Source organism: Paenibacillus sp. Z3-2, from assembly GCF_054161325.1.
Genome location: NZ_CP096397.1, coordinates 177,017 through 202,542 on the forward strand (window position 1 = coordinate 177,017; position 25,526 = coordinate 202,542).

Annotated in this window: 22 protein-coding genes, 1 tRNA gene and 1 other RNA gene; 22 read left to right on the forward strand and 2 right to left on the reverse strand. The window is 45.5% G+C overall.

Annotation, left to right across the window (positions count from 1 at the left end; translation table 11 throughout):
• Window positions 1–50: 50 nt before the first annotated feature.
• The 6 genes from rapZ to M1D71_RS00905 all read left to right on the forward strand — a co-directional run bounded on the left by rapZ (window position 51) and on the right by M1D71_RS00905 (window position 5,828).
• A complete protein-coding gene (gene rapZ, locus M1D71_RS00880) occupies window positions 51–950 on the forward strand; it encodes an RNase adapter RapZ (protein WP_017691251.1) in 900 nt (299 codons plus the stop codon).
• Window positions 951–963: 13 nt separating this feature from the next.
• Window positions 964–1,950, forward strand: a complete 987-nt coding sequence (locus M1D71_RS00885; protein ID WP_017691250.1) for a gluconeogenesis factor YvcK family protein — start codon at window positions 964–966, stop codon at window positions 1,948–1,950.
• 6 nt (window positions 1,951–1,956) lie between these two features.
• Entirely contained in the window at window positions 1,957–2,895 is a 939-nt protein-coding gene (gene whiA, locus M1D71_RS00890; RefSeq protein WP_458124883.1) for a DNA-binding protein WhiA, read from the forward strand.
• A 260-nt stretch (window positions 2,896–3,155) separates the two neighbouring features.
• On the forward strand, window positions 3,156–3,425 hold the full coding sequence (locus M1D71_RS00895) for an HPr family phosphocarrier protein (protein WP_056695263.1): 270 nt from the start codon (window positions 3,156–3,158) through the stop codon (window positions 3,423–3,425).
• 162 nt (window positions 3,426–3,587) lie between these two features.
• Complete coding sequence (locus M1D71_RS00900) at window positions 3,588–4,340, forward strand: SIMPL domain-containing protein (RefSeq protein ID WP_458124884.1); 753 nt, start codon at window positions 3,588–3,590, stop codon at window positions 4,338–4,340.
• Window positions 4,341–4,730: 390 nt separating this feature from the next.
• Entirely contained in the window at window positions 4,731–5,828 is a 1,098-nt protein-coding gene (locus tag M1D71_RS00905) for a PdaC/SigV domain-containing protein (protein WP_458124885.1), read from the forward strand.
• Window positions 5,829–5,927: 99 nt separating this feature from the next.
• Here the strand turns inward: M1D71_RS00905 and clpP are convergent, their stop codons facing one another.
• Window positions 5,928–6,524, reverse strand: a complete 597-nt coding sequence (clpP, locus tag M1D71_RS00910; protein ID WP_017691245.1) for an ATP-dependent Clp endopeptidase proteolytic subunit ClpP — start codon at window positions 6,522–6,524, stop codon at window positions 5,928–5,930.
• Between the two features lie 179 nt (window positions 6,525–6,703).
• A tRNA-Arg gene (locus tag M1D71_RS00915) sits at window positions 6,704–6,778 on the reverse strand.
• A 426-nt stretch (window positions 6,779–7,204) separates the two neighbouring features.
• Here M1D71_RS00915 and M1D71_RS00920 point away from each other — a divergent pair.
• From M1D71_RS00920 to M1D71_RS00995, 16 genes are all read left to right on the forward strand, one after another.
• Window positions 7,205–8,230: a sugar-binding transcriptional regulator gene (locus M1D71_RS00920; RefSeq protein WP_458124886.1), complete on the forward strand. Its 1,026-nt coding sequence runs from the start codon at window positions 7,205–7,207 to the stop codon at window positions 8,228–8,230.
• A 107-nt stretch (window positions 8,231–8,337) separates the two neighbouring features.
• A complete protein-coding gene (gene gap, locus M1D71_RS00925; protein WP_017691243.1) occupies window positions 8,338–9,345 on the forward strand; it encodes a type I glyceraldehyde-3-phosphate dehydrogenase in 1,008 nt (335 codons plus the stop codon).
• A 149-nt stretch (window positions 9,346–9,494) separates the two neighbouring features.
• On the forward strand, window positions 9,495–10,676 hold the full coding sequence (locus M1D71_RS00930) for a phosphoglycerate kinase (protein ID WP_076216887.1): 1,182 nt from the start codon (window positions 9,495–9,497) through the stop codon (window positions 10,674–10,676).
• Between the two features lie 36 nt (window positions 10,677–10,712).
• The gene (tpiA, locus tag M1D71_RS00935) at window positions 10,713–11,465 is read left to right on the forward strand and encodes a triose-phosphate isomerase (RefSeq protein ID WP_017691241.1); all 753 of its coding nucleotides are present in this window, start codon (window positions 10,713–10,715) and stop codon (window positions 11,463–11,465) included.
• A gap of 1 nt (window position 11,466) precedes the next feature.
• A complete protein-coding gene (gene gpmI, locus M1D71_RS00940) occupies window positions 11,467–13,011 on the forward strand; it encodes a 2,3-bisphosphoglycerate-independent phosphoglycerate mutase (RefSeq protein WP_458124887.1) in 1,545 nt (514 codons plus the stop codon).
• A gap of 237 nt (window positions 13,012–13,248) precedes the next feature.
• Complete coding sequence (eno, locus tag M1D71_RS00945) at window positions 13,249–14,535, forward strand: phosphopyruvate hydratase (protein ID WP_458124888.1); 1,287 nt, start codon at window positions 13,249–13,251, stop codon at window positions 14,533–14,535.
• Window positions 14,536–14,747: 212 nt separating this feature from the next.
• A complete protein-coding gene (secG, locus tag M1D71_RS00950) occupies window positions 14,748–14,981 on the forward strand; it encodes a preprotein translocase subunit SecG (protein ID WP_062837740.1) in 234 nt (77 codons plus the stop codon).
• A gap of 558 nt (window positions 14,982–15,539) precedes the next feature.
• Window positions 15,540–18,323, forward strand: coding sequence for a ribonuclease R (gene rnr / locus M1D71_RS00955; RefSeq protein WP_458124889.1), 2,784 nt, complete (start codon window positions 15,540–15,542; stop codon window positions 18,321–18,323).
• 258 nt (window positions 18,324–18,581) lie between these two features.
• Window positions 18,582–19,064 carry an SsrA-binding protein SmpB gene (gene smpB, locus M1D71_RS00960; RefSeq protein WP_036674736.1) on the forward strand — a complete coding sequence of 161 codons (483 nt, stop codon included), beginning with the start codon at window positions 18,582–18,584 and terminating at the stop codon, window positions 19,062–19,064.
• A 587-nt stretch (window positions 19,065–19,651) separates the two neighbouring features.
• Window positions 19,652–20,016, forward strand: a transfer-messenger RNA (tmRNA) gene (ssrA, locus tag M1D71_RS00965).
• Window positions 20,017–20,105: 89 nt separating this feature from the next.
• The gene (locus M1D71_RS00970) at window positions 20,106–20,303 is read left to right on the forward strand and encodes a hypothetical protein (protein ID WP_458124890.1); all 198 of its coding nucleotides are present in this window, start codon (window positions 20,106–20,108) and stop codon (window positions 20,301–20,303) included.
• Window positions 20,296–20,868 (forward strand): zeta toxin family protein, encoded by a 573-nt coding sequence (locus tag M1D71_RS00975; RefSeq protein ID WP_458124891.1) that lies wholly within the window; start codon window positions 20,296–20,298, stop codon window positions 20,866–20,868. The genes M1D71_RS00970 and M1D71_RS00975 overlap by 8 nt, the downstream gene beginning before the upstream one ends.
• A 214-nt stretch (window positions 20,869–21,082) precedes the next feature.
• Complete coding sequence (locus M1D71_RS00980) at window positions 21,083–21,793, forward strand: uracil-DNA glycosylase (RefSeq protein WP_458124892.1); 711 nt, start codon at window positions 21,083–21,085, stop codon at window positions 21,791–21,793.
• A gap of 108 nt (window positions 21,794–21,901) precedes the next feature.
• Complete coding sequence (locus M1D71_RS00985; protein ID WP_458124893.1) at window positions 21,902–23,155, forward strand: mechanosensitive ion channel family protein; 1,254 nt, start codon at window positions 21,902–21,904, stop codon at window positions 23,153–23,155.
• 280 nt (window positions 23,156–23,435) lie between these two features.
• Complete coding sequence (locus M1D71_RS00990) at window positions 23,436–24,341, forward strand: phosphatidylinositol-specific phospholipase C (RefSeq protein ID WP_458124894.1); 906 nt, start codon at window positions 23,436–23,438, stop codon at window positions 24,339–24,341.
• A gap of 209 nt (window positions 24,342–24,550) precedes the next feature.
• Entirely contained in the window at window positions 24,551–25,405 is an 855-nt protein-coding gene (locus M1D71_RS00995) for an aldo/keto reductase (protein WP_458124895.1), read from the forward strand.
• The last annotated feature ends 121 nt before the right edge of the window (window positions 25,406–25,526 follow it).

Genomic DNA, 25,526 nt, shown 5'->3' on the forward strand with positions numbered 1-25,526 from the left:
AACCTCGTAACAATATATGAAGACAGCAATATGATAAGGAGGGGACATTTATGCTTGAAGGTGAAGGCTCACCAGGCACAGGCGCCACGCTCATTATCATTACGGGCATGTCCGGAGCAGGTAAAACGATTGCAGTACAGAGCCTGGAGGATCTGGGTTTCTTCTGTGTGGATAATCTGCCGCCGGTATTGATTCCAAAATTTGCGGAACTGATTGAACAGTCAAATGGCAAGATTGGTAAAGTTGCATTGGTTATCGATCTGCGCGGGCGTGAATTCTTTACGGCTCTGTCCGAGTCTTTGAACTATATTAAAGATCATTTTACCATTCATTGCGAAATTTTATTCCTGGATGCTACAGATTCTGTACTTGTTCAGCGTTACAAAGAAAGCAGGCGGAGGCATCCGCTGGCTCCTGAGGGTATGCCGCTGGACGGCATCCGGCTGGAGCGCAAGATGCTGGAGGAACTCAAAAACTCTGCAACTCAGGTACTGAATACAAGTACAATGAAGCCTGCTCAACTGAAAGAACGCATTATATCTCGCTTTTCTCATCTGGAAAGCCAAATGCTGTCGGTGAATATTACGTCGTTCGGATTCAAGTATGGCATTCCAATCGATGCCGATCTGGTGTTTGATGTACGTTTTTTACCGAATCCACATTATATTGATCATTTACGTCCGAATACGGGACAGAATAGTGATGTGTATGAATATGTCATGAAATGGCCGGAGACACAGGCGTTTCTGACGAAGCTGCTGGATATGCTGCATTTCCTGATTCCGCAATACCGGAAGGAAGGCAAAAGCCAGGTTATTATTGGAATCGGCTGTACCGGAGGCAAGCATCGTTCGGTAGCAATATCGGAATATTTGGGCAAGATGTTGGGAAGCAGCGAGACTGAAGCTGTCACCGTAAGCCATCGCGACGCTGACCGGGACCGTCATTGAAGAGGGTGAAGGGATGAAAGAGGCCGGACCACGAAGAGAACGTCCGAGAATAGTTGTAATGGGCGGCGGAACCGGATTATCCGTGATGTTGCGCGGTTTGAAAGAGAAGCCGCTGGATATCACGGCCATCGTTACAGTTGCAGATGATGGTGGAAGTTCAGGCATCCTGCGCAATGAGCTACAAATGCCGCCTCCGGGCGACATTCGCAACGTGCTTACGGCACTGGCTGATGTAGAACCATTGCTTTCAGATATGTTGAAATACCGTTTTAATACAGGCGCGGGGCTTGCAGGCCACAGCCTGGGAAATTTGATTTTGGCTGCAATGACGGATATTTCGGGCGACTTCGTGACCGCGGTGCGGGAACTTAGCCGCGTGTTTGCCGTTCGAGGTGAGGTATTACCAGCTGCTGGTCAGGCCGTTGTGTTGCATGCTGAGATGGAAGATGGGACAATTATTACAGGTGAGTCCAAGATCCCTGAAGCAGGCGGACGCATCAAACGCGTTTTCCTTGAACCGGATCACGTGGAGCCGTTGCCAGAGGCGGTAGAGGCCATTCGTCAAGCAGACGCGATTTTAATCGGACCCGGCAGCCTATATACCAGCATCCTTCCCAATCTACTCGTACCGAAGCTGGCCGAGGCTGTGGTAGAGGCTGATGCGGTGAAGATGTTTATCTGTAATGTCATGACACAGCCAGGAGAAACAGATAACTATACGGTAAGTGACCACCTTAAGGCGGTACACGAGCATATAGGTCATCAGCTCTTCGACTATGTTATCGTAAATAATGGTGATATTCCGCTGCAAGTACAGAATAAGTATGCGGAAAAAGGAGCAAAACCAGTTGTACTGGATATGAATGTACTCGAAAGTGCTGGTTATCAGGTGGTTGCAGATACGCTTGTTCTGTTCAAAACCTATCTACGTCATGATGCCGACAAGCTAAGTCATCACATCTACCAACTGGTACAAAATTGGATGTTACGGAAGAGGTGAAGTCCCATGTCGTTTGCAGCACAGACCAAAAAAGAGTTAACCATGATCGAGAGCGAACCGTGCTGCGAAAAGGCGGAACTTTCAGCCCTCATCCGTATGCTTGGTGCGGTGCAGTTATCGAATAAAAAAGTCATCTTGGATATTTCGACGGAGAATGCCGCCATTGCAAGACGGGCATACTCTCTGCTTAAAAAGCATTTTCAAGTGCATACGGAATTACTGGTCCGCAAAAAAATGCGGCTGAAAAAGAACAATGTATATATTGTTCGTATTCCAACCATGGTACAGGAGATTCTCAATACTCTTCATATTGTATCTGAAGGCTTTCTGTTTACACCAGGGATCAATGCAGAGTTATTTCAGCAAAACTGTTGTAAACGGGCCTATCTTCGCGGTGCATTTCTGGCAGGTGGATCGGTCAATAATCCGGAAGGTTCTTCCTACCATCTGGAGATTGCGTCCATGTATGAGGAACACTGTCAGGCACTGGTTGATCTGGCCAATGAATTTCATCTGAATGCCCGGTGTATAGAACGGAAAAAAGGATTCATCCTATACATCAAGGAAGGCGAGAAAATCATTGAGCTGCTCAGCATCATTGGTGCTCATCAGGCCTTGTTCAAGTTTGAAGACGTACGAATCATGCGAGACATGCGTAACTCCGTTAACCGGATTGTCAATTGCGAGACCGCCAACCTGAATAAAACGATCGGAGCGGCGGTAAGACAAATTGATAATATCCGGTTGCTGCAAAAGGAAGTTGGCCTGGAATCGTTGCCTGAGAAGCTTCGTGAAGTTGCGGAGGTTCGACTGGCTCATCCGGATATCAACTTGAAGGAAGTCGGCGAACTCCTTAAAGGTACAGTCAGCAAGTCGGGTGTGAACCATCGGCTACGTAAAATTGATGAGCTGGCAGAAAAAGTACGAGCAGAACGGTATGGTTAAGGTTGATACGTAGTAGGGTAAATTAACAAGGTCGCTTGTTTCTATGGAACAAACCGTCGGTTTAGTTATCCGTTAAGAAGCGAGAAGAGTCACTCAGGTAACTTGGTGCGATGTACAAAAGGCAAAATGGGGCATGATTATGCCCTCCAAAGTAACCTGAGTTTTTTTCTTCTAGTGTCCTGAACGGGTTAATGTTATAATGTTGTATAAATATAATTGTGTATTTAATGTCCAGATTTTATAATAGGGGGTAAGTTTCCATGACAAAGCACCCGGTAGTTGTCCGTTTGAAAACGGGTCTCCATGCCAGACCTGCGGCACTTTTCGTTCAAGAAGCGAATAAGTACTCATCTGAAGTGTTCGTCGAGAAGGACGACAAAAAAGTTAATGCAAAAAGTATCATGGGGATCATGAGCCTTGCGATTAGCACAGGTACGGAAATCCATATTAGTGCAGAAGGCGCGGATGCCGAACAGGCTGTAAACGCTTTAGTTAGTTTGGTAAGCAAGGAAGAGCTTGAAAACCAATAAGACTATGCTGTGCTTGAATTCAGGAAGAAGTCCCGAAAGGGGCTTTTTTGCGTTTTTACCGTTTTCACGATCGTCAAGTGCAACATTATGGAATTTGTCCCGTCTGTTAAGGTATCAAATTGATTAACGTTTGAGATGTTAACACATAAGGAGGCTATCGTGATGGGTAAACAATGGATGAAACCGTTCGGTGCAGTGCTGGTGGCAAGTACGTTGCTTGTTGGAGGAACAGCATGGGTTACACCAAGTAACTATGCTTACGCTGCAGAGGTTCAGGGTGTACAACAGAATGTAATTAATGTGGTGGGTAAAGGTGAGATTCAGGTTAAACCTGATATCGCTTATCTGTCCATTGGTGTGAACAGTACTGCGGAGACAGCTGCATCTGCCCAAAAAGCCAATGCTGCTAAAGTTTCCAAAGTAACCAACCTGCTCAAGAATACGTGGAAGATCAGTACAGATGATATTCAAACCAGTCAGTTCTCTGTACAACCCAATTACACGTATAGCGAAAAAGAAGGACAACAAGTTAAAGGATACACAGCGCATCATACGCTGACGATCACATATCGTGAGATGGACAAAATCGGCGAGTTGCTCGATGCTGCTTCGGGGGCAGGTGCTAACAACATTGAGAACGTACGCTTCACTGTAGAAAATCCGGAAAATTATGAGTCCCAAGTCATTGAGAAAGCAGTTGCCAATGCAGATGTAAAAGCTGGAGCGATTGCAAAAGCGGTTAAACGTCAACTCGGTGCTGTTCTTTCCGTGAGCCAAGGCGATGCCAACGTGCCTGTGTTCTATGCAAGTGAGTCTTTGATGTCCAAGGCAGCAGATACAGCTGGTGGCACAGAGATTAAAACAGGCCAAGTTAAAGTAAGCACGATCCTGAATATCACGTATGAAATGAAATAAGCGAGATTGAAGAAGTAAGATTGTAAGATTGAACGTCCTTTCAATTATCATTCGAAGGGATAACAAGAAATAATGACAAAGACTTCGTCCTGTGGACAGGGTCTTTTTTTGTTGCAAAAGCAAACTTTGGTGAAGTTAGTAGGGATAGGAGATTGTTCAAGCTACACAAAATGCTGTATTTTGGTATCTTTTTTGTAAAGATGTTCGTGACAAAAAGGTCATATCCCGTTATTTTTTCCGTCGGATAATCATCAACATTGTAACTGAGGCTGTAAACCTTTTCGAAATCGGGTTAATTATAATAGAGAGGTGAGCGTATGAAATATAAGAACAGGTCAAGATTACATACGCAATGATCCCTAATTGTGAATTCAGAGAGGAGTTTTATATATGACATCATGGAAAAAATGGACAAGTGCGCTGCTTGCAGCAGGAATTATTGTAGGAAGCGGTGCGGTGTGGCAGGATAGTTCAGTTCAAGCAGCTTCTGTATCCTCGAAAGTGACAACCCCGGCTGAGGTGACTCTGAAATCGGGTGGGAAAACACTGACTCAAAAAGGACTCCTTCAAGGAGGTTCAACCTGGGTATCTCTTACGGCAGTCAAAGATGTAGCAGGTGGAACGCTGAAATATGATGCGAAGACCAAAGAATATGCTCTGACAGCAGCCAATAACACGATGACAATTAGTCTTATGGACGGTCAGCCAAGTGTCAGAATCAACAACTACTATCCTCAAGTGGACGCCAAGCTGATCAACGGCAGGTTGTATATTCCATTCTCAGCAATGAGAGATTATCTGGGTGTACAGGGGAATTGGGATGGCAAAACCAAAACGTTGACGCTCAGCAAGGTGAAACAAAATAGTGTGAAAGTTAAAGCGGCGACAGTCAATGTCACAGTGAAAAGTGCCGAAGTGGATGTTCAGTATCCGCAAGTGAGTGGACTTGCCAGCAAAGAGGCTGAAACAGCGATCAACAAAGTGTTGAAAGACGAAGTGGATACATATGTAGCCGACTTCAAGAAACAGATATCTGAGTTTGGTGGTGCAACAGCCGACCGTCCATATGCATTCGAGAGCTCTTATGTAGTGACGTACAATGAAAGAGGTGTACTTGGACTCATTACACAACGATATGAGGACTATGCTGGTGCTCATGGTATGACATACCGAACAGGCCACACCTTTGCACTGGACACAGGCAAGGAGCTTACGTTAGATGATGTGCTGCAAAATAACAAAACCATACGCGAGACATTGAGTAAAAAAGTGGGCGAACAACTGAAAGCTCGCGGTGGCTACCTCGAAGGTTACAAAGGGTTGAATAAAGATCAAGATTTCTATGTGACACCAACGGGTGTAGTTGTGTTCTTCCAGTTGTATGAATATACGGCATACGCAGAGGGATTCCCCGAAATGCCATTTACGTACAAAGAACTTCTTCCTAAAGGTACCGAACCTTTCAGCGAAGTAACGGGAAGCAAGTAAGCAATCATTGTTGTGCACTTTAATGTTATCTTTCTTATAAAGTGAAAAAAGAAGCCCTCGTCATGGATATGACGAGGGCTTCTTTGCGTATGGACACAATTAGATGCCTTGGGAACCTACGTTTTCGATAACTTTATCAATGATACCGTAATCGGCAGCTTCAGCAGCACTCATGAAGTAGTCACGATCTGTATCTTTCTCGATCCGCTCCAGCGGTTGACCTGAACGCTCAGAGATGATGCGGTTCAAGGTATCACGCATTTTCAGGATGCGGCGAGCACGAATTTCGATGTCGGAAGCTTGACCTTGAGCACCACCAAGTGGTTGGTGAATCATAATCTCACTGTTAGGCAACGCAAAACGTTTGCCTTTTGCACCGGCATTCAACAAGAATGCACCCATGGAAGCCGCCATACCTACACAGATGGTAGATACATCCGGTTTGATGAATTGCATTGTATCATAAATGGCCATACCAGCTGTAATCGATCCGCCTGGGCTGTTGATGTATAAGTGAATGTCTTTCTCCGGATCTTCCGCAGCCAGGAACAACATCTGTGCCATGATAGCATTAGCCACAACGTCATTAACATCGCTACCAAGGAAAATAATACGATCCTTCAGCAATCTGGAGTAGATGTCATAGGCGCGCTCACCCCGGTTGCTCTGTTCAACGACCATAGGAATAAAACTCACGTGAAAAACCTCCTCGGAAATGTAAATGTTATTGGTGTTTCTACTTAAACTGTTACCGTATTACCCACATAATAAACAATTCCAAACAAAAAGTCAAAGAAAGTCAAACTAACTTGCAAAAAAAAAGAAACCTTTCCGGTTTCATTGGTTAAAAGGGTTATGAGCTGTTAAATAAAAAGTGGCGCGCCCGCCAAGAATCGAACTTGGATCTCAGGCTTCGGAGGCCTACGTCATATCCATTGGACCACGGGCGCACATTATGTGACAGCAATAATGATTATAGCTCATGAAATATTTAATTGCAAGCAGTTCATTGTGGATGTGGTTTGGATTGACCTAAAAATGATCATGATAAAGAAGAGTGGATAAAGAGTGCATTTAAGTAAATGCTATTAGAGGTTTTGGACATGCAGTATAAAATGTAATTCTGAGCGATATGTAGATGAAAATAATTTATTTCTTCTATATATGGTATGCGTAAGGCGGTCCTTGATCACGGAAGTCTAGGATTGTGAAAATAGGCGCGTACAAACGCCTGAAACGTGTCGAAATAACACGTTGAAACACTTGCATGTCACGTCAGTTTTAGGTAGAATAAACGTGGGACTTAAAAAGTTAACCCGGGACGTTTTAGGGCCACGAAAGAGAGCTTGGAACGAGAACTTGCGGGAGTGGAAAGCATGCGAACGATTTTAGAAGTACAAAAGCAGCTTCTGCCTGATCTCATGGATATCTTGAAAAAGAGGTATACGATTCTGCAACAGATCATGTTATCGGATGTGATCGGACGGAGAACGTTAGCTAATTCCATGCAGATGACCGAGCGGGTTCTGAGGGCTGAGACCGATCTGTTAAAGGCTCAGGGACTTATTGAAATTGACAGTGCAGGAATGAAGATCAGCGAGGCAGGGTATGATTTGCTGCAGCAGTTAGAGCCCGTAGCCAAAGAGTTGTTCGGATTATCCGAGCTGGAAGAGCGCATCAAGCAAGCCTACGGTCTGCAAAAGGTAGTTGTGGTTCCTGGTGATTCGGACGTATCTCCGTTTGCCAAAAGGGAACTGGGCAGAGCCGGAGCGAAGGCTCTCGGCAATATCATGAGTGACAACGACGTTGTCGCCGTTACTGGCGGATCAACAACGGCCGAAGTCGCAGAGCAACTTAATCCACCAACATCTCTCAAAGGTGTCTGGTTCGTACCGGCACGCGGTGGACTAGGAGAAAGCCTTGAAATTCAGGCGAATACGATCGCATCCACAATGGCAAAACGGGTAGGAGCGCAATACAAACTCCTGCATGTACCGGATTTGCTAAGTGATCATGCCTATGAATCTTTAATCCAGGATCCCGGTGTTCAGGAGATTTTACAGCTGATCAGGCAATCGCGGATTGTTATTCATGGAATTGGTGATGCCGTGGAGATGGCAAAAAGACGCAAACTTGCAACGGAGATTGTAGATGAACTTCAAGAGCAAGGGGCCGTATCTGAATCTTTTGGGTATTACTTCAATGATCAGGGTGAGGTGGTACATACCATGCTTACACTGGGCATGCGATTGCAGGATATTGAACGAACCGATGTCGTGATCGGAATTGCAGGTGGCAAAAGCAAAGCCGCTGCAATACACTCCGTGCTGCGATTTGGTCAGGAAGATATTCTGATTATTGATGAGGCTGCTGCCAAAGTCATCGTTGCCGAAATGGAATAAGAGATTACTTTTCACCACACCATTGTTGTCTTGACGGACTTCACCGTCTGTCTTGAATATATAAGTTTCATAAAAAAAATTAATCAAAACTTGGGAGGAACTTACTCATGATTAAAGTAGGTATTAACGGTTTTGGACGTATTGGACGCTTGGCATTCCGCCGTATTCAAAATGTAGCAGGCATCGAGGTAGTAGCAATCAACGACTTGACTGACGCTAAAATGCTGGCTCATTTGCTCAAATATGATACAACTCAAGGTCGCTTCGATGGCGATGTTGAAGTACACGATGGCTTCTTTAAAGTGAACGGCAAAGAAGTTAAAGTATTGGCTAACCGTAACCCGGAAGAACTTCCTTGGGGCGACCTGGGCGTAGATATCGTTCTGGAATGTACTGGTTTCTTCACAACGAAAGAAGCAGCTGAGAAACACTTGAAAGGCGGAGCTAAGAAAGTTGTTATTTCCGCACCAGCTACTGGCGACATGAAAACCATCGTTTACAACGTAAACCATGAAATCCTCGACGGTACTGAAACTGTAATCTCCGGCGCATCTTGCACAACGAACTGCCTGGCACCTATGGCAAAAACGTTGCAAGACAAATTCGGAATCGTTCAAGGTTTGATGACTACAATTCACGCTTACACTGGCGACCAAAACACGTTGGATGCTCCACACCCTAAAGGTGACTTCCGTCGTGCTCGCGCAGCAGCTGAAAACATCATCCCTAACACAACTGGTGCTGCTAAAGCAATTGGTCTGGTAATCCCAGAACTGCAAGGCATCCTTGATGGTGCAGCTCAACGTGTACCAGTAGCTACTGGTTCCCTGACTGAGCTCGTAACTGTTCTGAACAAAAAAGTAACAGCTGAAGAAGTTAACGCAGCAATGCAAGAAGCTTCCGATCCAGAAACTTTCGGATACACTGAAGACGAAATCGTATCTTCCGATATCCAAGGAATCACTTTCGGTTCCCTGTTTGATGCAACTCAAACTAAAGTTCTGACTGTTGGCGACCAACAATTGGTTAAAACTGTAGCTTGGTATGACAACGAAATGTCCTACACTGCTCAACTGGTTCGCACTTTGGAGCACTTTGCAAAAATGATTAAGTAATATCTGCAATAACATAGAGCGGAAACAGATGCTATTGTTTCCGCTCTTTATATATCTACATTTTGCAAATTTCTCAAAAACACCAGGATTGACAGGGGATTCTAGCTCTTGATTGGTCCACCAAATACATGGGTGCGGAGGAAATACAGATGAACAAAAAAAGTGTACGCGATATCGAATTGACAGGAAAACGGGCTTTTGTCCGTGTAGATTTCAATGTGCCGCTCGAAGATGGTAAAATTACAGATGACAAACGTATTCGTGCAACGCTTCCTACAATCAACTTCTTGATTGAAAAAGGCGCTAAAGTCATTTTGGCAAGCCACATGGGTCGTCCTAACGGCGAAGTGGTTGAATCCTTGCGTTTGACTCCAGCAGCTGAGCGTTTGTCTGAATTGCTTGGTAAAACAGTTGTTAAAGCTGACGATTCTGTTGGCGACGCTGTTAAAGCTCAAATCGCTGAACTGAACAACGGGGACGTATTGTTGCTTGAAAACGTTCGTTTCCACGCAGGCGAAGAGAAAAACGATTCGGAACTCGCAAAACAATTTGCTGAACTGGCTGATGTTTTCGTTAACGATGCGTTTGGCGCGGCTCACAGAGCACACGCTTCGACTGAAGGAATCGCTCACTTGCTTCCAGCAGTGTCCGGTTTGTTGATGGAGAAAGAACTTGAAGTGTTGGGTAAAGCAATCTCCAACCCTGAGCGTCCTTTCACAGCTATCATTGGTGGATCCAAAGTTAAGGACAAAATTGATGTAATCGACAACCTGCTGAACATTGCAGACAACGTGATCATCGGTGGCGGTCTGACTTACACGTTCTTCAAAGCACAAGGACATGAAATTGGACAATCCTTGCTGGATGATTCCAAACTTGATGTTGCTCTCGGTTTCATCGAAAAAGCGAAAAAACTGGGCAAAAACTTCTACCTGCCGGTAGATATCGTAGTGTCTGACGATTTCAGTGCGAAAGCAAACACACAAATCGTTGACATCGATGGCATCCCAGCAGATTGGGAAGGCATCGACATCGGTCCTAAAACACGTGAGATCTATGCTGACGTAATCAAAAACTCCAAATTGGTTGTATGGAACGGACCAATGGGTGTATTTGAAATCGAGCCATTCTCCCACGGTACTCGTGCAGTAGCAGAAGCTTGCGCAGAGACAGAAGCTTACACTGTAATTGGTGGCGGCGACTCCGCAGCAGCAGCTGAGAAGTTCAAATTGGCTGACAAAATGAACCACATCTCTACAGGTGGCGGTGCATCGCTCGAGTTCATGGAAGGTAAAGTACTTCCAGGCGTTGTGGCATTGAACGACAAGTAAGTTTTAGTAGTCTATAGCATGAAGGAGTTGAAACCCATGAGAACACCGATTATCGCAGGTAACTGGAAAATGTTCAAAACGGTTTCCGAATCCAATGACTTCATTCAGGAAGTTAAAGGAAAAGCGGAAGTTGAAGGCGTGGAAACTGTAATCTGCGCACCGTTTACAAATCTGCCATCCCTGGTAGAAGCCGTTAAAGGCACAAACATCAAAATTGGTGCACAAAATCTTCATTTTGAAGACAACGGTGCATTCACAGGTGAAATCAGTGGTGTAATGCTGAAAGACCTGGGTGTGGATTACGTCATTATTGGTCACTCGGAGCGCCGTCAATATTTTGCGGAAACCGATGAGACTGTCAATAAAAAGTTGCATGCAGCATTCCGTCACGGATTGACTCCAATCTTCTGCCTTGGTGAGACGCTTGAAGAGCGCGAAGCGAACCAAACGAAAGACGTATGCAAAGTGCAAACCGAAGCTGCTTTGGCAGGTCTGTCTGCAGAGCAAGCGGCACAAGTCGTTATCGCTTATGAGCCAATCTGGGCGATTGGTACAGGCAAATCCTCCACTTCCCAAGATGCGAATGAAGTTATTGCTTACATCCGCACGCTGGTGAAGGATCTGTACAACGAGACGGTTGCGAGTGCAGTTCGTATTCAATACGGCGGCAGTGTTAAACCAGAGAACGTAACAGAATACCTCGGACAAAGCGACATCGACGGCGCACTTGTTGGCGGTGCTAGCTTGCAGCCGGCTTCGTTCATCGCGCTTGTTGAGGGGGCGAAGTAAGATGACAGCTCCAAAACCTGTAGCACTGATCATCATGGATGGCTTTGGTCTTCGTAACACGGTGGAAGGGAATGCGGTAGCGCAAGCCAAGAAACCTAACTATGACCGTTTCATGAGCCAATTCCCACATACAACGCTCACTGCTTGCGGTGAAGCTGTAGGTTTGCCAGAAGGGCAAATGGGGAATTCCGAGGTAGGTCACCTGAACATTGGTGCCGGCCGGATCGTATACCAGGATTTGACCCGTATCTCCAAATCCATTCGCGACGGTGAGTTCTACGACAATGAAACACTTGTCAAAGCTGTTCGTGAAGCGAAACAAAGCGGTAAAAAACTTCATCTCTACGGTTTGTTGTCCGATGGCGGCGTACATAGTCACATCGACCACCTGTTTGCTATGCTGGATCTGGCCAAAAAAGAAGGAATGAACGATGTATATATTCATGCCTTCATGGATGGCCGTGATGTTATGCCAGACAGTGGTAGAGACTTCATGCAGAAGCTGATCGCCAAAATTGAAGAAGTTGGTGTAGGGAAAATCGCAACGGTTCAAGGTCGCTATTACGCGATGGACCGTGACAAACGTTGGGAACGGGTTGAGAAATCATACCGCGCTATCGTTTATGGAGATGGACCGAAATACACTGACCCACTCAAAGCGGTTGAAGAATCGTATGAGAAATCCGTATTTGATGAATTCGTTGAACCAACGGTTATCGTCAAAGCGGATGGTGAGCCGGTAGGTTTGGTGGAAAGCGGCGATTCCGTCATCTTCCTCAACTTCCGTCCTGACCGTGCGATCCAGTTGTCGCAAGTATTCACGAACCAGGATTTCCGCGGTTTCGATCGTGGTCCGAAGTTCCCTGTGGGCTTGCACTTTGTTTGCTTAACTTTGTTCAGCGAGACGGTTGAAGGTTATGTGGCTTATTCGCCGAAGAACCTCGACAACACGTTGGGTGAAGTTCTGGTACAGAACAACAAAAAACAACTGCGTATTGCAGAAACGGAGAAATACCCCCACGTTACCTTCTTCTTCAGCGGCGGTCGTGATGTGGAGCTCCCAGGCGAAACTCGCGTACTGATCAACTCACCAAAAGTTGCAACGTATGACCTGCAACCGGAGATGAGCGCGTATGAAGTGGCTGATGCATGTGTTCGCGAGATTGAAGCAGACAAACATGACGCCATCATTCTGAACTTTGCTAACCCTGACATGGTTGGACACTCCGGCATGCTGGAGCCTACCATCAAAGCGGTTGAAGTAACAGATGAGTGCATGGGTCGTGTTGTAGATGCAGTACTTGCCAAAGGCGGCGTTGTACTGATCACTGCGGATCATGGTAACGCGGATATGGTGTTCGATGAGAAAGGACGTCCGTTCACAGCTCATACAACGAACCCCGTTCCATTCATCGTTACCGATGCAAATGTAACCCTGCGTGAAGGCGGAATTCTGGCGGATATCGCGCCAACGATCCTTGACCTGATGCAATTGCCTAAACCGGAAGAAATGACTGGAACATCCGTCATCGCTACCCGTAAATAATTAGTTTTAATAGGTTGTCGAATAAAACTAAGTGGAACCTGAACGAAGCGGGCAGAACCGATCTGAAGAAGCGTAGCGTTCGCCTTTATCACATGATTCCAACTTATGAAAATAAGTTCAAAGGAATCAGGGGATAACAGCGATCGGAAGATGGTACTGCATGCGGAGTGGTCTGGTGAAACTTAATTATTCTGAACGTATTCAAAATAAATTTAAAATTAAAGGAGATTATCACAAATGACTATTATTTCTGACGTGTACGCTCGCGAAGTCCTCGACTCCCGCGGTAACCCTACAGTAGAAGTTGAAGTATACCTGGAGTCCGGCGCAATCGGACGCGCAATCGTTCCATCTGGTGCATCCACTGGTGCCCACGAAGCTGTTGAGCTTCGCGATGGCGACAAATCCCGTTACCTCGGTAAAGGCGTTCTGCAAGCTGTTAAAAACGTAAACGAAACAATCGCTCCAGAAGTTATCGGTATGGATGCATTGGATCAACTGGGTATCGACAAATTGATGATCGCTTTGGATGGTACGCCAAACAAAGCTAAATTGGGTGCTAACGCAATCCTGGCTGTATCCATGGCAGTAGCTCGCGCAGCTGCTGACGCTCTGGACCTGCCTTTGTACGTTTACCTGGGCGGATTCAACGCTAAAGCACTTCCAGTACCAATGATGAACATCATCAACGGTGGTGAGCATGCTGACAACAACATCGACGTTCAAGAGTTCATGGTTCTTCCTGTTGGAGCACCAACATTCAAAGAAGCTCTTCGCGTAGGCGCAGAAATCTTCCACAACCTGAAATCCGTTCTGAGCTCCAAAGGCCTGAACACAGCTGTAGGTGACGAAGGTGGTTTCGCACCGAACCTTGGTTCGAACGAAGAAGCAATCACTACAATTATCGAAGCTATTGAAAAAGCAGGTTACAAACCAGGCGTTGACGTATTCCTGGGTATGGACGTAGCTTCCACTGAGTTCTACAAAGATGGTAAATACACACTTACAGGTGAAGGTAAATCTTACACTTCCGCTGAGTATGTTGACCTTCTGGCTTCATGGGTTGAGAAATACCCAATCATCACAATCGAAGACGGTATGTCCGAAGATGACTGGGATGGTTGGAAATTGCTCACAGAAAAACTGGGAGACAAAGTACAACTCGTTGGTGACGACTTGTTCGTAACGAACACTGAGCGTCTGGGTAAAGGTATCAACGAAGGTATCGGTAACTCCATCCTGATCAAAGTTAACCAAATCGGTACATTGACTGAAACATTCGATGCAATCGAAATGGCTAAACGTGCTGGATACACAGCTGTAATCTCCCACCGTTCCGGTGAGTCCGAAGACAGCACAATCGCTGACATCGCTGTTGCAACTAACGCTGGTCAAATCAAAACGGGTGCTCCTTCCCGTACAGACCGTATTGCGAAATACAACCAATTGCTTCGCATTGAGGATCAACTGGGTGAATTGGCTCAATACAATGGTCTTAAAGGATTCTACAACCTTAAAAAATAAGCTGGATATCCAGCTTTTACGGGCAAGCCGGGTAACCGGCTTGTCTTTTTTATTGAAACGGAGTAATGCTATACCGTATGAATCGGGTAGATGGTGAAATTTAGGGGATTGCATGAACTGCACTACTTGTATCACAACAATAGCTATGTTACAATTAAAGTAACTGTTTTTATGGTGAGATGTTATGCCCACATGGGTAGGAGGTGGAAAGAATGGATATTGCTTTGAAATTGCTGCTCGTTGTCTTCTCGATCGGTCTAATCACTGTAGTATTGCTGCAGCACGGGAAAAGCGCTGGTTTGGCGGGTGCCATCTCCGGTGGTGCGGAACATCTTTTCGGTAAAACGAAAGCGCGCGGATTGGATCTCTTCCTGCAACGTGCAACGGTGGTACTGGGTGCAGGATTTATGATTTTATCTATTATTGTTACGGTTGTTTCCAAGTAAGAGTTGGTTCAGCTGGGCAATGAATAGCTCTTAAGCTAATGGCTTAATTGATAAACCTTCGTTTCGTGGAGAAACGGGGGTTTTTTAATAAATTCTTATGCGTCCAAAGTTTCCCAATGAACAATAGACTCCATGATTTTTCGGTCTTCTTCTCAACTTCTGTTCAGAATTCCTTCCTTAGCGTGAAACACCCCTATCATGTATGGTATGTCCCTCGCTTATTCGTTACGCGAATTCACTCCTTATAATGAATGTCATGTGTACAGAAAATTTTTCGGTCCACTCCCTTTCCAGATGCGTACTGCACCTGTATCGCATAAAATGTCTGTAGAGATATGTGAAAGCGTGATTATAGAGGAGCGCCAGGCCAATGTGGTTTTTTTGCGAGGTACGGATGGTCCGGATTGAATTCGTGTATACTAGGGTATGAGATAGTATGGTTGCACTACTACACTCTACACGGCAGTGGCTATGTGTATCATGAAAATGGTAAGTATTCCGATACATAAAGAGATGAGACTTGAATACACTTTTATGTTTCCCGAGGTGAATATATTAATGATAACAGAACAACAATTGCTCGATTTCATGCGGGAAACCGCTTATAAACCCATGACTTATCAGGAGTTGGAACAGCACTTCGCGATCGAAGATGCAGCTGATTTCAAAGCCTTTTTGATTATGCTTAATACGCTGGAGGAATCCGGTAAAGTTTTGCTGACCCGTAACAATCGCTATGGTATGCCAGAGCGCATGGATTTGGTACGCGGACGTTTACAGGCTCACGCCAAAGGGTTCGCTTTCCTCATTCCTGAGGATCGGGAGCACCCGGATGTGTACATTCACGCCAATGATATGAAGAGTGCGATGAATGGAGACACGGTATTGGTTAAAGTCACGTCACAAGGACCGTCTGGCGGTCGCCTTGAAGGTGAGATCGTTCGCATTGTTACTCGCGCTGTGACGCAAGTCGTTGGTGTGTTCCAAAGCCATGAGGTGTACGGCTTCGTCATTCCGGATGACAAACGGATTAATCGCGATATTTTCATCCCGCGTACCAACTTTGCAGGGGCTGTTGATGGACAGAAAGTCGTAGCAAAGATCGTCAGCTATCCGGAGGGCCGTGCTGCAGCCGAGGGTGAAGTGATCGAGATCCTTGGTCATAAGGATGAGCCGGGTATTGATATTCTGTCCGTTATTCGCAAGCATCAGCTACCTGAAGCTTTCCCGGACGAAGTGGTCCATGAAGCTGAGAAAGCTCCAGACTCCATCACCGATGAAGAGATTGTACAACAGGGTCGCCGTGATTTGCGTGGACTTAACATTGTCACGATTGATGGCGAAGATGCCAAGGACTTGGATGATGCTGTTAACGTAGAGAAACTGCCTAATGGCAACTATCGTCTTGGTGTTCACATTGCCGACGTTGGCTATTATGTGCAGGAGAATTCTTTATTGGATCAGGAAGCGTACAACCGCGGATGCAGTGTTTATCTGGTGGACCGGGTTATTCCGATGTTGCCACAGCGTCTATCCAACGGGATCTGTAGTTTGAACCCACAGGTAGATCGCTTGACTTTGTCTTGTGAGATGGAGTTCAACGACCAGATGAAGGTCGTGAAACATGACATCTTTACGAGTGTTATTAAAACCAAAGAGCGTATGACGTATTCTAACGTTCGTAAAATCCTTGAAGGCGAAGAGCCGGAATTGCTCGAGCGTTATAAGGATCTGGTGGATGATTTCCATCTAATGAAAGAGATTGCTTTGAAACTGCGTGCCATGCGTATGCGTCGTGGTGCAGTTGACTTTGATTTTGAAGAATCCAAAATCATTGTAGACGCCGAATGCAAACCAGTGGATATCGTGAAACGGGAGCGTTCGATTGCGGAGCAAATCATTGAGGAATTCATGCTTGCAGCCAATGAAACGGTGGCAGAGCATTTCCACTGGTTGAAGGTTCCGTTCATCTATCGTGTGCATGAAGACCCGGATCAGGAAAAACTGCAAAATTTCCTCGCCTTTGCGGCGAATTTTGGATATCAGGTCAAAGGACGTGGCAACGCGATTCATCCACGTGCACTTCAGTCTTTGCTGGAGGATATTAACGGTACGAAAGAACAAACCGTGATCAGTACGATGATGCTACGTTCCATGAAACAGGCGAAGTATGATTCTGAAATGTCGGGTCACTTTGGACTTGCAGCAGAATTCTACAGTCACTTTACGTCTCCGATTCGTCGTTATCCCGATCTCGTGATTCATCGGGTGATTCGCGAAGTGATTGAGAACAAAGGCGCTTTGCCGGAGAACCGTCATGAGTATCTGGCTGGGCGCATGTCTGATATTGCCCAGCAGTCTTCGGAACGTGAACGTGTTGCGGTAGAAGCTGAGCGGGATACAGAGAAAATGAAAAAAGCTGAGTATATGCTCGATAAAGTAGGCGAAGAGTTCGAAGGCATGATCAGCAGTGTGACCAGCTTCGGTATGTTTATTGAGTTGGAAAACACGGTTGAAGGCCTGATTCGCCTGAGCGCGCTAACGGACGACTATTACCATTTTGACGATCAGCATATGGCTCTGATTGGTGAACGTACTTCGAAAGTCTTCCGTATCGGTGATGAAGTGAAGATCCGTGTCGCACGTGTAAGCATGGAGGAGTACACGATTGATTTTGAAATGGTGGATATGAAACCTCGCGCTGAACGTCCTGGCGGCTTCAGTGGCGGACGTGGCGGTAAAGGTGGACGTCCTGGTAGCGGCGGCGGACGCGGCGGTGCCAAGAGTGGACCAGGTGGATTCAGCGGTTCACGTGGCGGCAAAGGCAGTTCGACAGGTGCTGGAGCCAGCCGTGGTGGCAGATCAACGGAAGAAAGCAGCAAAGGTGGACGTGGCGGTCGCGGTGGAGCAGCGAGTGCAGGCGCGGGCTCATCTGGTGGCTACGCAGGTAAGGGCGGTGGCAAACCAAAAGTTGAGCGTCGTGCTGGTGATGCTGGTGGGTCAACTGGCCGGGGCAAAGGCGCGTTGAGCTTTGGTTTTGGCTCAGGTAAAGGCGGATATAGCTCTACATCGGGTGGATCGGATAGTAGTTCAACCGGTGGACAAGGAAGTGGGCTGAACAGCGGCAGCGGTCGTGGTGAAGGAAGCTTTAAGTCCGGCAAGGGCGGCGGTAAAGGTGGCAAAGGCGGAAGTGGACGCAAAAACACTTCGCCGAGCGGCGTATTTATTGGAGAAAATGCAACTCCTGGTGGCGCTCAGGAAGGTGGAGCACCACGACGCAAGCGGAAGAAGAGCAAAGGTGCAGCTGGTACGGCAGCTTTTGTACGGAAAAAGAAAAAATAAAGCTAACGTAACTTGGAGAAATGGATTACAATTCGTTCCTCCAGGTTAAGCGTTGGAGAAAATAGTCACTTCAGCCGGTGTGTTGTTTCGCACAGTCTGAAAGTGGTGTAATGAGGAGGGGCGGCAGAGGTCGCCTCTTTCTTGATTTTAACAGCCGTACTTGCTACAATTAAGGTCTGGCACGTGGTACCTTGGTGCAACATTGGGTGCTGCTATAGAGCATGGTACCGGCTTATTTTACGGAGAAGGAGTGAGGACATGGGCAAGAATGATGGACAGAGTAAAGTGCTTGCACAGAATAAAAAGGCTTCCCATGACTACTTCATTGAAGATACGTATGAAGCGGGCATGGTGCTTACCGGAACGGAGATCAAATCTCTTCGTAACGGCCGTGCGAATATTGGAGATGCATTTGCCACGATTCGAAACGGTGAGATTCATATTCACAATATGCATATTAGTCCTTTTGAACAAGGGAACCGAAATAATCCACTCGATCCGACACGTACACGCAAGTTGTTGATGCATAAAGTGCAGATTCACAAGCTGCTCGGGCTGTCGAAACAGGACGGGTACAGCATTGTGCCGCTGAAAATCTATATCCGCAATGGTTATGCAAAGCTTTTGCTTGGCCTGGGTAAAGGTAAGAAGCAGTATGATAAACGGGAGACTGCAGCCAAGCGCGATGCTCAACGTGATATCCAACGGGTACTGCGCGAGAAGCAGAAGGTTGCACGTTAAGTGGAGCGATGTGCGTGAAAAGCCTTACTTTAGGTGTATAAGTTAGTTTTTGTGATGGAGCTAGGAAGATTGATGTATGAGTTAAGGAGTCTCAAGGTTTGCCCTGCAATGGGCAAGATTGAGGCTTTTTTTGTATTGGGAAGGGTAATGTGATGTGAATTGCTGATGTGTGCTGTGATGAATTTTGCTGTTATGCATTGGAGGGAGGCACCAGAAGCATGAGCTTTATAGGTGCTGAAATATGAAATATCAGACTGTTGCGTAGTTTACATTAATCATGGGTAAGTTACTTAGGTGCAGTTGTTCGTGATCTGATCTGGGTAAACTTTACTTCCGATTGGTGACGAGGTATAATATGTAGACGATTGAGCCATCTGTTGCATTGGATATACTTGCACAGTTGCTCACCTGTTGGAACGCCTTCCAGCAATCTATACTATATCGACAATCTGTCCTGTGATATGATTACTCATGTAGCAGACAGGAATGCCGAGTTTGAAAGAAGCATCTTTTTACCTTGGAGGAAAAAGATGTGTAGCACCTTTGCTCCGTATTCACGGATTAATCCTGGAGCCCTTCTTCATTGAGGGGGCGTTTATGGATTCGACGGGGATAGTTCGAGCATGGGTAGCGGGTAGTGGGGACGCGTCCGCTTCATCAACGCTAAAGCCTATTAAACGGCAAACAACAAACAAACTACGCTTTCGCAGCCTAAGAAACTGTGTGCGTGCTTCTAACCTGCATCGCCCATGTGACAGGATTAGGGGCTAACAAGTAGTGGGATACGCTGTCACATCTCCGCCTGGGGTGTGCTGAAGAAGACAATCAGGCTGACCCAACGTATAGCCGGTTACGGGGCGATACTCGGGTGACATCAAAACTGTGACTACACCCGTAGAAGCTTATGTGTCGTTATCTTCGGACAGGGGTTCGACTCCCCTCGCCTCCATTAGAGTAAGTAAAAGCCACCAACCAGTGTTCTGGTTGGTGGTTTTTCTGTTTATGATATAATAAGCATAAATTTAGATTGGGGGACTCAAAATGTTCGAAAATCGAGAACAGCTCCAAGAAATTTTAAATAAAGCCAATCAACATGCACGGAAACAAGCTAAAGAATCAGGTGCCTCTATTTATTATATAAAGAACAACAAACGTGTTCGTGAGGATGCTGCGGGTAATAAATTCGAAATTATATTTGATGCTACTGGGAAACGCCAGGAGTTTGAGTATCATGAGTGAAATCAAACCAGTCATGACTGTGTTTGCTGGAACGAATGGAGCAGGGAAAAGTACACTCAGTATGCAAATGAGAGAGTGGCTTGGTGAACTGGTTGATCCGGATCAAATTGCAAGAGAGTTGAAGCCAGAGAATCCGCGCAGTGCTGACCTGTCTGCTGGCAGGGAAGCTGTGAAAAGAATCAGATCTCTCATTAAAAGCGGTGTAAACTTCGCTATTGAAACGACATTGTCCGGATCATTTGTTTTAAAACATATGGAAATTGCTAAAGAAAACAGTTACGAAATTGTCGTATACTATATCGGTCTTGAGGATGTTCAAATGCATATAGATCGTGTTGCATCTCGTGTTGAACAAGGTGGACATTGGATTGCAGAAGAAGACATTCGTTATCGATATGGTCAGTCATTGAAGAACCTTAAACCGGCTCTAGCCATCGCAGATCAGGTTATCATCATTGATAATACATACGAGCCTTTAATTGTTGCTGAAATCATACAGGGTAATTTAATCTATTGTGTTGAGTCCATACCTGCTTGGGCTAATCCTGTTCTTTTGGGTTACTGACACTCGGGTGACATCAAAACTGTGACTACACCCGTAGAAGCTTATGTGCCGTTATCTTCGGACAGGGGTTCGACTCCCCTCGCCTCCATTAGAGAGTCAAAAGCCATCAACCAGTGTTCTGGTTGGTGGTTTTTCTGTTTATGATATAATCTTTGTAAAATAAGCTGATATAAGCCCGATATACTCTGTAATCTCCCAAAGGAGGAAAAAAAGCATGAGCCAAACGCAGCAACAGATCCGCGAGTTTGTTGCAGGAGTACAAGCATATGTCTCGCCAGTAAATGTGAGTAATCCTTGGAGAGATTATGTGACGGGCTATGATATCGGCCCTGAAGCGGTGAAGATTCGTTCTGAACATTTGGTCAGGTATTTGGAACCAAGAATGTCCAAGGTTCGGTACATTTTTATTGCTGAAGCCGTGGGCTATCAAGGGGCGAGGTTCTCTGGCGTACCTTTGACGTCCGAGCGAATGGTTACCGGGAAGCACTCGCTGGTGAATCACCAGATGATTTTTTCAGGCGATCCAGGCATCCGAACAAGCCTGCCCAATATCGTCAAACCTAACCGGAGTCAGGCACTGTATGGTTTCGCAGAACCGACAGCATCCATTATATGGGGTGAAGTGTTATCCAGTTCAAGGTGGAAGTCAACGGACTTTATATTTTGGAACATCTATCCCTTTCATCCTTATCAATCTTCTCAAAACATGATGACGAATCGAACGCCGACTTCTGCAGAGTTAGAGGATGGGCTGCAATATGCTAGAGAGATTATCCAACTGAATCCCGATGCTCAGATTGTGGCTATTGGCAGAAAGTCAGCAGACACGTTATGCCTCCATCGAATCAAGCATGACCATGTTCCACATCCCGCAAATGGTAGAGCTAGACAATTCCAAGATGCTGTGAGGACTATCTTGGATTAAAATAAATGAAAAACGCCGATGGTAAATGAGTGGGAGAGGTACATTTTGCTTACCATCCCAAACTACTTTATAATAATAGGCTAAACTAGACGATGTCAGGAGGAAACAATGGACTTTATCAGAAATCAACTAGAGGGAATGGGCATGAGTGAGCCAACCATTGGATATCTTTCGAATATAATTATGGTTATTTTTATAGCTGTGATCTCGGTGGTGGCGAATTATATAGCCAAAAGAATCGTGCTGAAAATGATTAATCGGATCATCAATAACAATCGGCACAAGTGGGGCCACATTATTGTAGAGAAAAAAGTATTCCACAAGCTGTCACATCTCGTGCCAGCAATTATCATCTATTATTCTGCTTATATCTTTCCATCCTATCAAGCCTTGATCGAAAAGGCTGCGATGACATACATGATCGTTATTATGATTACGGTGCTCAACGCACTGCTCAATGTGTTTGATGATATCTATCGTACCTATGATGTCTCCAAGATCAGACCGATTAAGGGATACATTCAAGTCGCGAAAATTGTGCTATACATCATTGGTGGTATTGTCGTCATTTCCAACATGATCGGACAGAATCCGTTGATTATTCTCAGTGGACTTGGTGCGTTATCGGCTGTACTGATGCTGGTGTTCAAGGATTCCATATTGGGTCTGGTAGCCGGCGTTCAACTATCCTCGAATGATATGGTGCGCGTAGGCGACTGGATTGAAATGCCGAAATATAATGCAGACGGTGATGTTATCGACATTACACTGAACACGGTAAAGGTTATGAATTTTGATAAGACCATTACGATGATTCCGAGCTACGCCCTGATTTCCGATTCCTTCAGGAACTGGAGAAGTATGCAGGTATCCGGCGGCAGAAGGATTAAGCGAAGCGTCTATATTGATATTAGCAGTATCCGTTTTTGTACCGAGGAGATGGTGGCGGAATTTGAGAAGATTCAATACCTGACTGATTATGTCACGGCAAAAACAAAAGAAATTCATGCATACAACATGGAGCATCAGGTGAATACGGTAAGTAATGTGAACGGAAGAAAGCTCACGAATGTGGGTGTGTTCAGGGAATATATCCATCAGTATTTGAGAAATCATCCAAAAATTCATAAGGATATGACGCTCATTGTCAGACAGCTGGCGCCGGGAGATAACGGGCTACCCCTGGAGATCTATGCTTTTAGTAATGATACTGCCTGGGGAGTATACGAATCGATTCAAGCGGATATCTTTGATCATATCTTTGCAGTTGCTTCGACATTTGGGCTTCGTGCGTTCCAGAATCCAACCGGACATGATATTGTGCAACTGAAAGAGGAAAAGCAATATGCACGAGAGTATTGAGAGAGGTGCGGCCACCGATAGGTGGTCGTTTTTGTGTTTCCCATGTTTAAAATTGGTGGCCGTTTTTACGTTTAAACCCACTTTCTAAAATTCGTGGTGCAATTAATTTCAATTTTACCTGGACGTAATAACATGCAAACAATAGCGAAGTAGAGTTGAAGTATAGACATCTAGACATCCATAGGGAATCAACATCAGCCTATTACAGGTGATGTGATCATCAAGCTGGCGCCGCTTAATGATCAGGGAAAAACCAAAACAAGCAAAGGTGGTATTTACATTGTTCAAGAGAATAAGCCTGGCCCTTGCATTCGTAACTCTCTTTTCATGGACATTGACTGGTGTTTCTTCCGCTTACAGCAATTCCAATTGGATGGGATCACTCCCTGCTAACACCCCGCTTTCTTCTCTTTCGATCCCAGGAACGCATGACTCCGGTGCCTTGTATGAACCGATTAATGGAACGGCAAAGACACAGGATCTGACCATTGCCCAGCAATTGAACGTGGGTGTCCGTTTCCTTGATGTTCGCACTAGACATTACGGGGATGCATTCACCATTCATCACGGGGCTATCTATCAGAATCAAAATTTTGATGATGTATTAAATGCGGTCATTGGCTTTCTAAACAATAATCCATCCGAAACCATTATTATGAGTGTGAAAGAAGAGCATACACCTGCGAATAATACGCGCACGTATGAGGAAACATTCAAATCCTATGTCGCCAAGAATCCTGATAAATGGCTGCTAACCGACCGCATCCCTACCCTTGGGGAAGCAAAAGGCAAGATCGTATTGCTGAGAAGATTTGATATGAGCCAATCCGCGTATGGTATTAATGCTACTGCATGGCAAGAGAACACCACCTTTAACATTCAGAATGCAGCAAGTATGAAGATTCAAGATTATTTTAAAGTATCAGATAAGAACAAGAAATGGTCGGATATTCAAAATATGTACAACGAATCCAAATCCCAAAATTCTGCTTGGTTGTACATTAACTACACAAGTGGTTATGACCCGGGTTGGTTCGGTATTCCCAACATTCGCTCCATAAAAGACTATATGAACCCGAAAGTGAACACATTCTTTACGACCAATACCAAAGGCCGCTTTGGCATTTCGGTTATGGATTTCATCGACGAAAGTACAGCAGCCAAAATTATTGCAACCAATTTCTAATGTAAGATGTATCGTGTGCGTTGTGAGGCACTATATCAAAAGACGCTGGTCCTTTTGTGACAGGCGTCTTCTTTTTACATTTAATAAGTGAACTCAGCAATAGTTGTGCGATTTGATTCAAGCATATACAAGGGGTTAAGATAATTCGAGAGGGTAAATGTTTCTCTAGATAAGGGTAAAAGAATATTTTCGCAAAGGAGAGTTCTTACATGAATCATCAAATTCCGGAATATACATTGAATGATGGCTTGAAAGTACCTGCAATTGGGTTCGGTACCTATAGTTTAAAAGGAGAAGAAGGTGTGAAATCGATCGCATCCGCAATGGATACGGGTTATCGGTTGATTGATACAGCATACAACTATGAGAATGAAGCAACAGTGGGCAAAGCCATCAAGCATAGCTCCATCGCCAGAGAAGAACTGCTGATTTCCTCGAAGCTGCCGGGGCGCTATCACGCCCATGACAAGGCACTCGTGGCGATCCAGGAATCCCTGTATAGAGCCGACTTAGATTATTATGACCTCTACCTGATCCACTGGCCCAATCCCAAAAAGGATGTGTATGTGGAGGCATGGCAGGCTCTAATTGAAGCGAAAAAACGCGGGTATATCCGTTCCATCGGAGTAAGTAACTTCTTGCCTGAGCACAATGAACGCCTGATTAAGGAGACGGGGGTAGCGCCGAGTCTGAATCAGATTGAGCTGCATCCATTTTTTGACCAAGCTAATCAGCGGGAACAGGACGCGAAGCATGGCATTGTGAACGAGTCCTGGAGTCCAATCGGACGTGGCAATGATGCTGTGCAGGATATCGTCAAAGACGAAAAAATCCTCCGCATCGCGAAAACCCATGGGAAAACGCCTACCCAAATCATCTTGCGCTGGCATATCCAGCTGGGCTCCATTCCAATTCCGAAGGCAAGTTCGCTTCAGCATCAGCAAGAGAATATCGATATTTTCGATTATGAGCTGACTGCGCAGGAGATGGAAGTTGTCTCTTCATTTAGCCGTCCAGATGGACGATTGTGGGATCAGGACCCGAGCGAGTACGAAGAATTTTAAGGATGACGTATCCGCTGTCTAAGTGGGTTGCAGTATAATCTACCATTAGTGATCAGAAACCCCTGTGAATAAACATGGTAAAGCCTGCTGGCTCTACCGATGGTATTCCGGGGGTGTTTTT

Coding starts and splice junctions, on each gene's coding strand:
- rapZ (WP_017691251.1), top strand. CDS start 51: ATGCTTGAAGGTGAAGGCTCACCAGGCACAGGCGCCACGCTCATTATC.
- M1D71_RS00885 (WP_017691250.1), top strand. CDS start 964: ATGAAAGAGGCCGGACCACGAAGAGAACGTCCGAGAATAGTTGTAATG.
- whiA (WP_458124883.1), top strand. CDS start 1,957: ATGTCGTTTGCAGCACAGACCAAAAAAGAGTTAACCATGATCGAGAGC.
- M1D71_RS00895 (WP_056695263.1), top strand. CDS start 3,156: ATGACAAAGCACCCGGTAGTTGTCCGTTTGAAAACGGGTCTCCATGCC.
- M1D71_RS00900 (WP_458124884.1), top strand. CDS start 3,588: ATGGGTAAACAATGGATGAAACCGTTCGGTGCAGTGCTGGTGGCAAGT.
- M1D71_RS00905 (WP_458124885.1), top strand. CDS start 4,731: ATGACATCATGGAAAAAATGGACAAGTGCGCTGCTTGCAGCAGGAATT.
- M1D71_RS00920 (WP_458124886.1), top strand. CDS start 7,205: ATGCGAACGATTTTAGAAGTACAAAAGCAGCTTCTGCCTGATCTCATG.
- gap (WP_017691243.1), top strand. CDS start 8,338: ATGATTAAAGTAGGTATTAACGGTTTTGGACGTATTGGACGCTTGGCA.
- M1D71_RS00930 (WP_076216887.1), top strand. CDS start 9,495: ATGAACAAAAAAAGTGTACGCGATATCGAATTGACAGGAAAACGGGCT.
- tpiA (WP_017691241.1), top strand. CDS start 10,713: ATGAGAACACCGATTATCGCAGGTAACTGGAAAATGTTCAAAACGGTT.
- gpmI (WP_458124887.1), top strand. CDS start 11,467: ATGACAGCTCCAAAACCTGTAGCACTGATCATCATGGATGGCTTTGGT.
- eno (WP_458124888.1), top strand. CDS start 13,249: ATGACTATTATTTCTGACGTGTACGCTCGCGAAGTCCTCGACTCCCGC.
- secG (WP_062837740.1), top strand. CDS start 14,748: ATGGATATTGCTTTGAAATTGCTGCTCGTTGTCTTCTCGATCGGTCTA.
- rnr (WP_458124889.1), top strand. CDS start 15,540: ATGATAACAGAACAACAATTGCTCGATTTCATGCGGGAAACCGCTTAT.
- smpB (WP_036674736.1), top strand. CDS start 18,582: ATGGGCAAGAATGATGGACAGAGTAAAGTGCTTGCACAGAATAAAAAG.
- M1D71_RS00970 (WP_458124890.1), top strand. CDS start 20,106: ATGTTCGAAAATCGAGAACAGCTCCAAGAAATTTTAAATAAAGCCAAT.
- M1D71_RS00975 (WP_458124891.1), top strand. CDS start 20,296: ATGAGTGAAATCAAACCAGTCATGACTGTGTTTGCTGGAACGAATGGA.
- M1D71_RS00980 (WP_458124892.1), top strand. CDS start 21,083: ATGAGCCAAACGCAGCAACAGATCCGCGAGTTTGTTGCAGGAGTACAA.
- M1D71_RS00985 (WP_458124893.1), top strand. CDS start 21,902: ATGGACTTTATCAGAAATCAACTAGAGGGAATGGGCATGAGTGAGCCA.
- M1D71_RS00995 (WP_458124895.1), top strand. CDS start 24,551: ATGAATCATCAAATTCCGGAATATACATTGAATGATGGCTTGAAAGTA.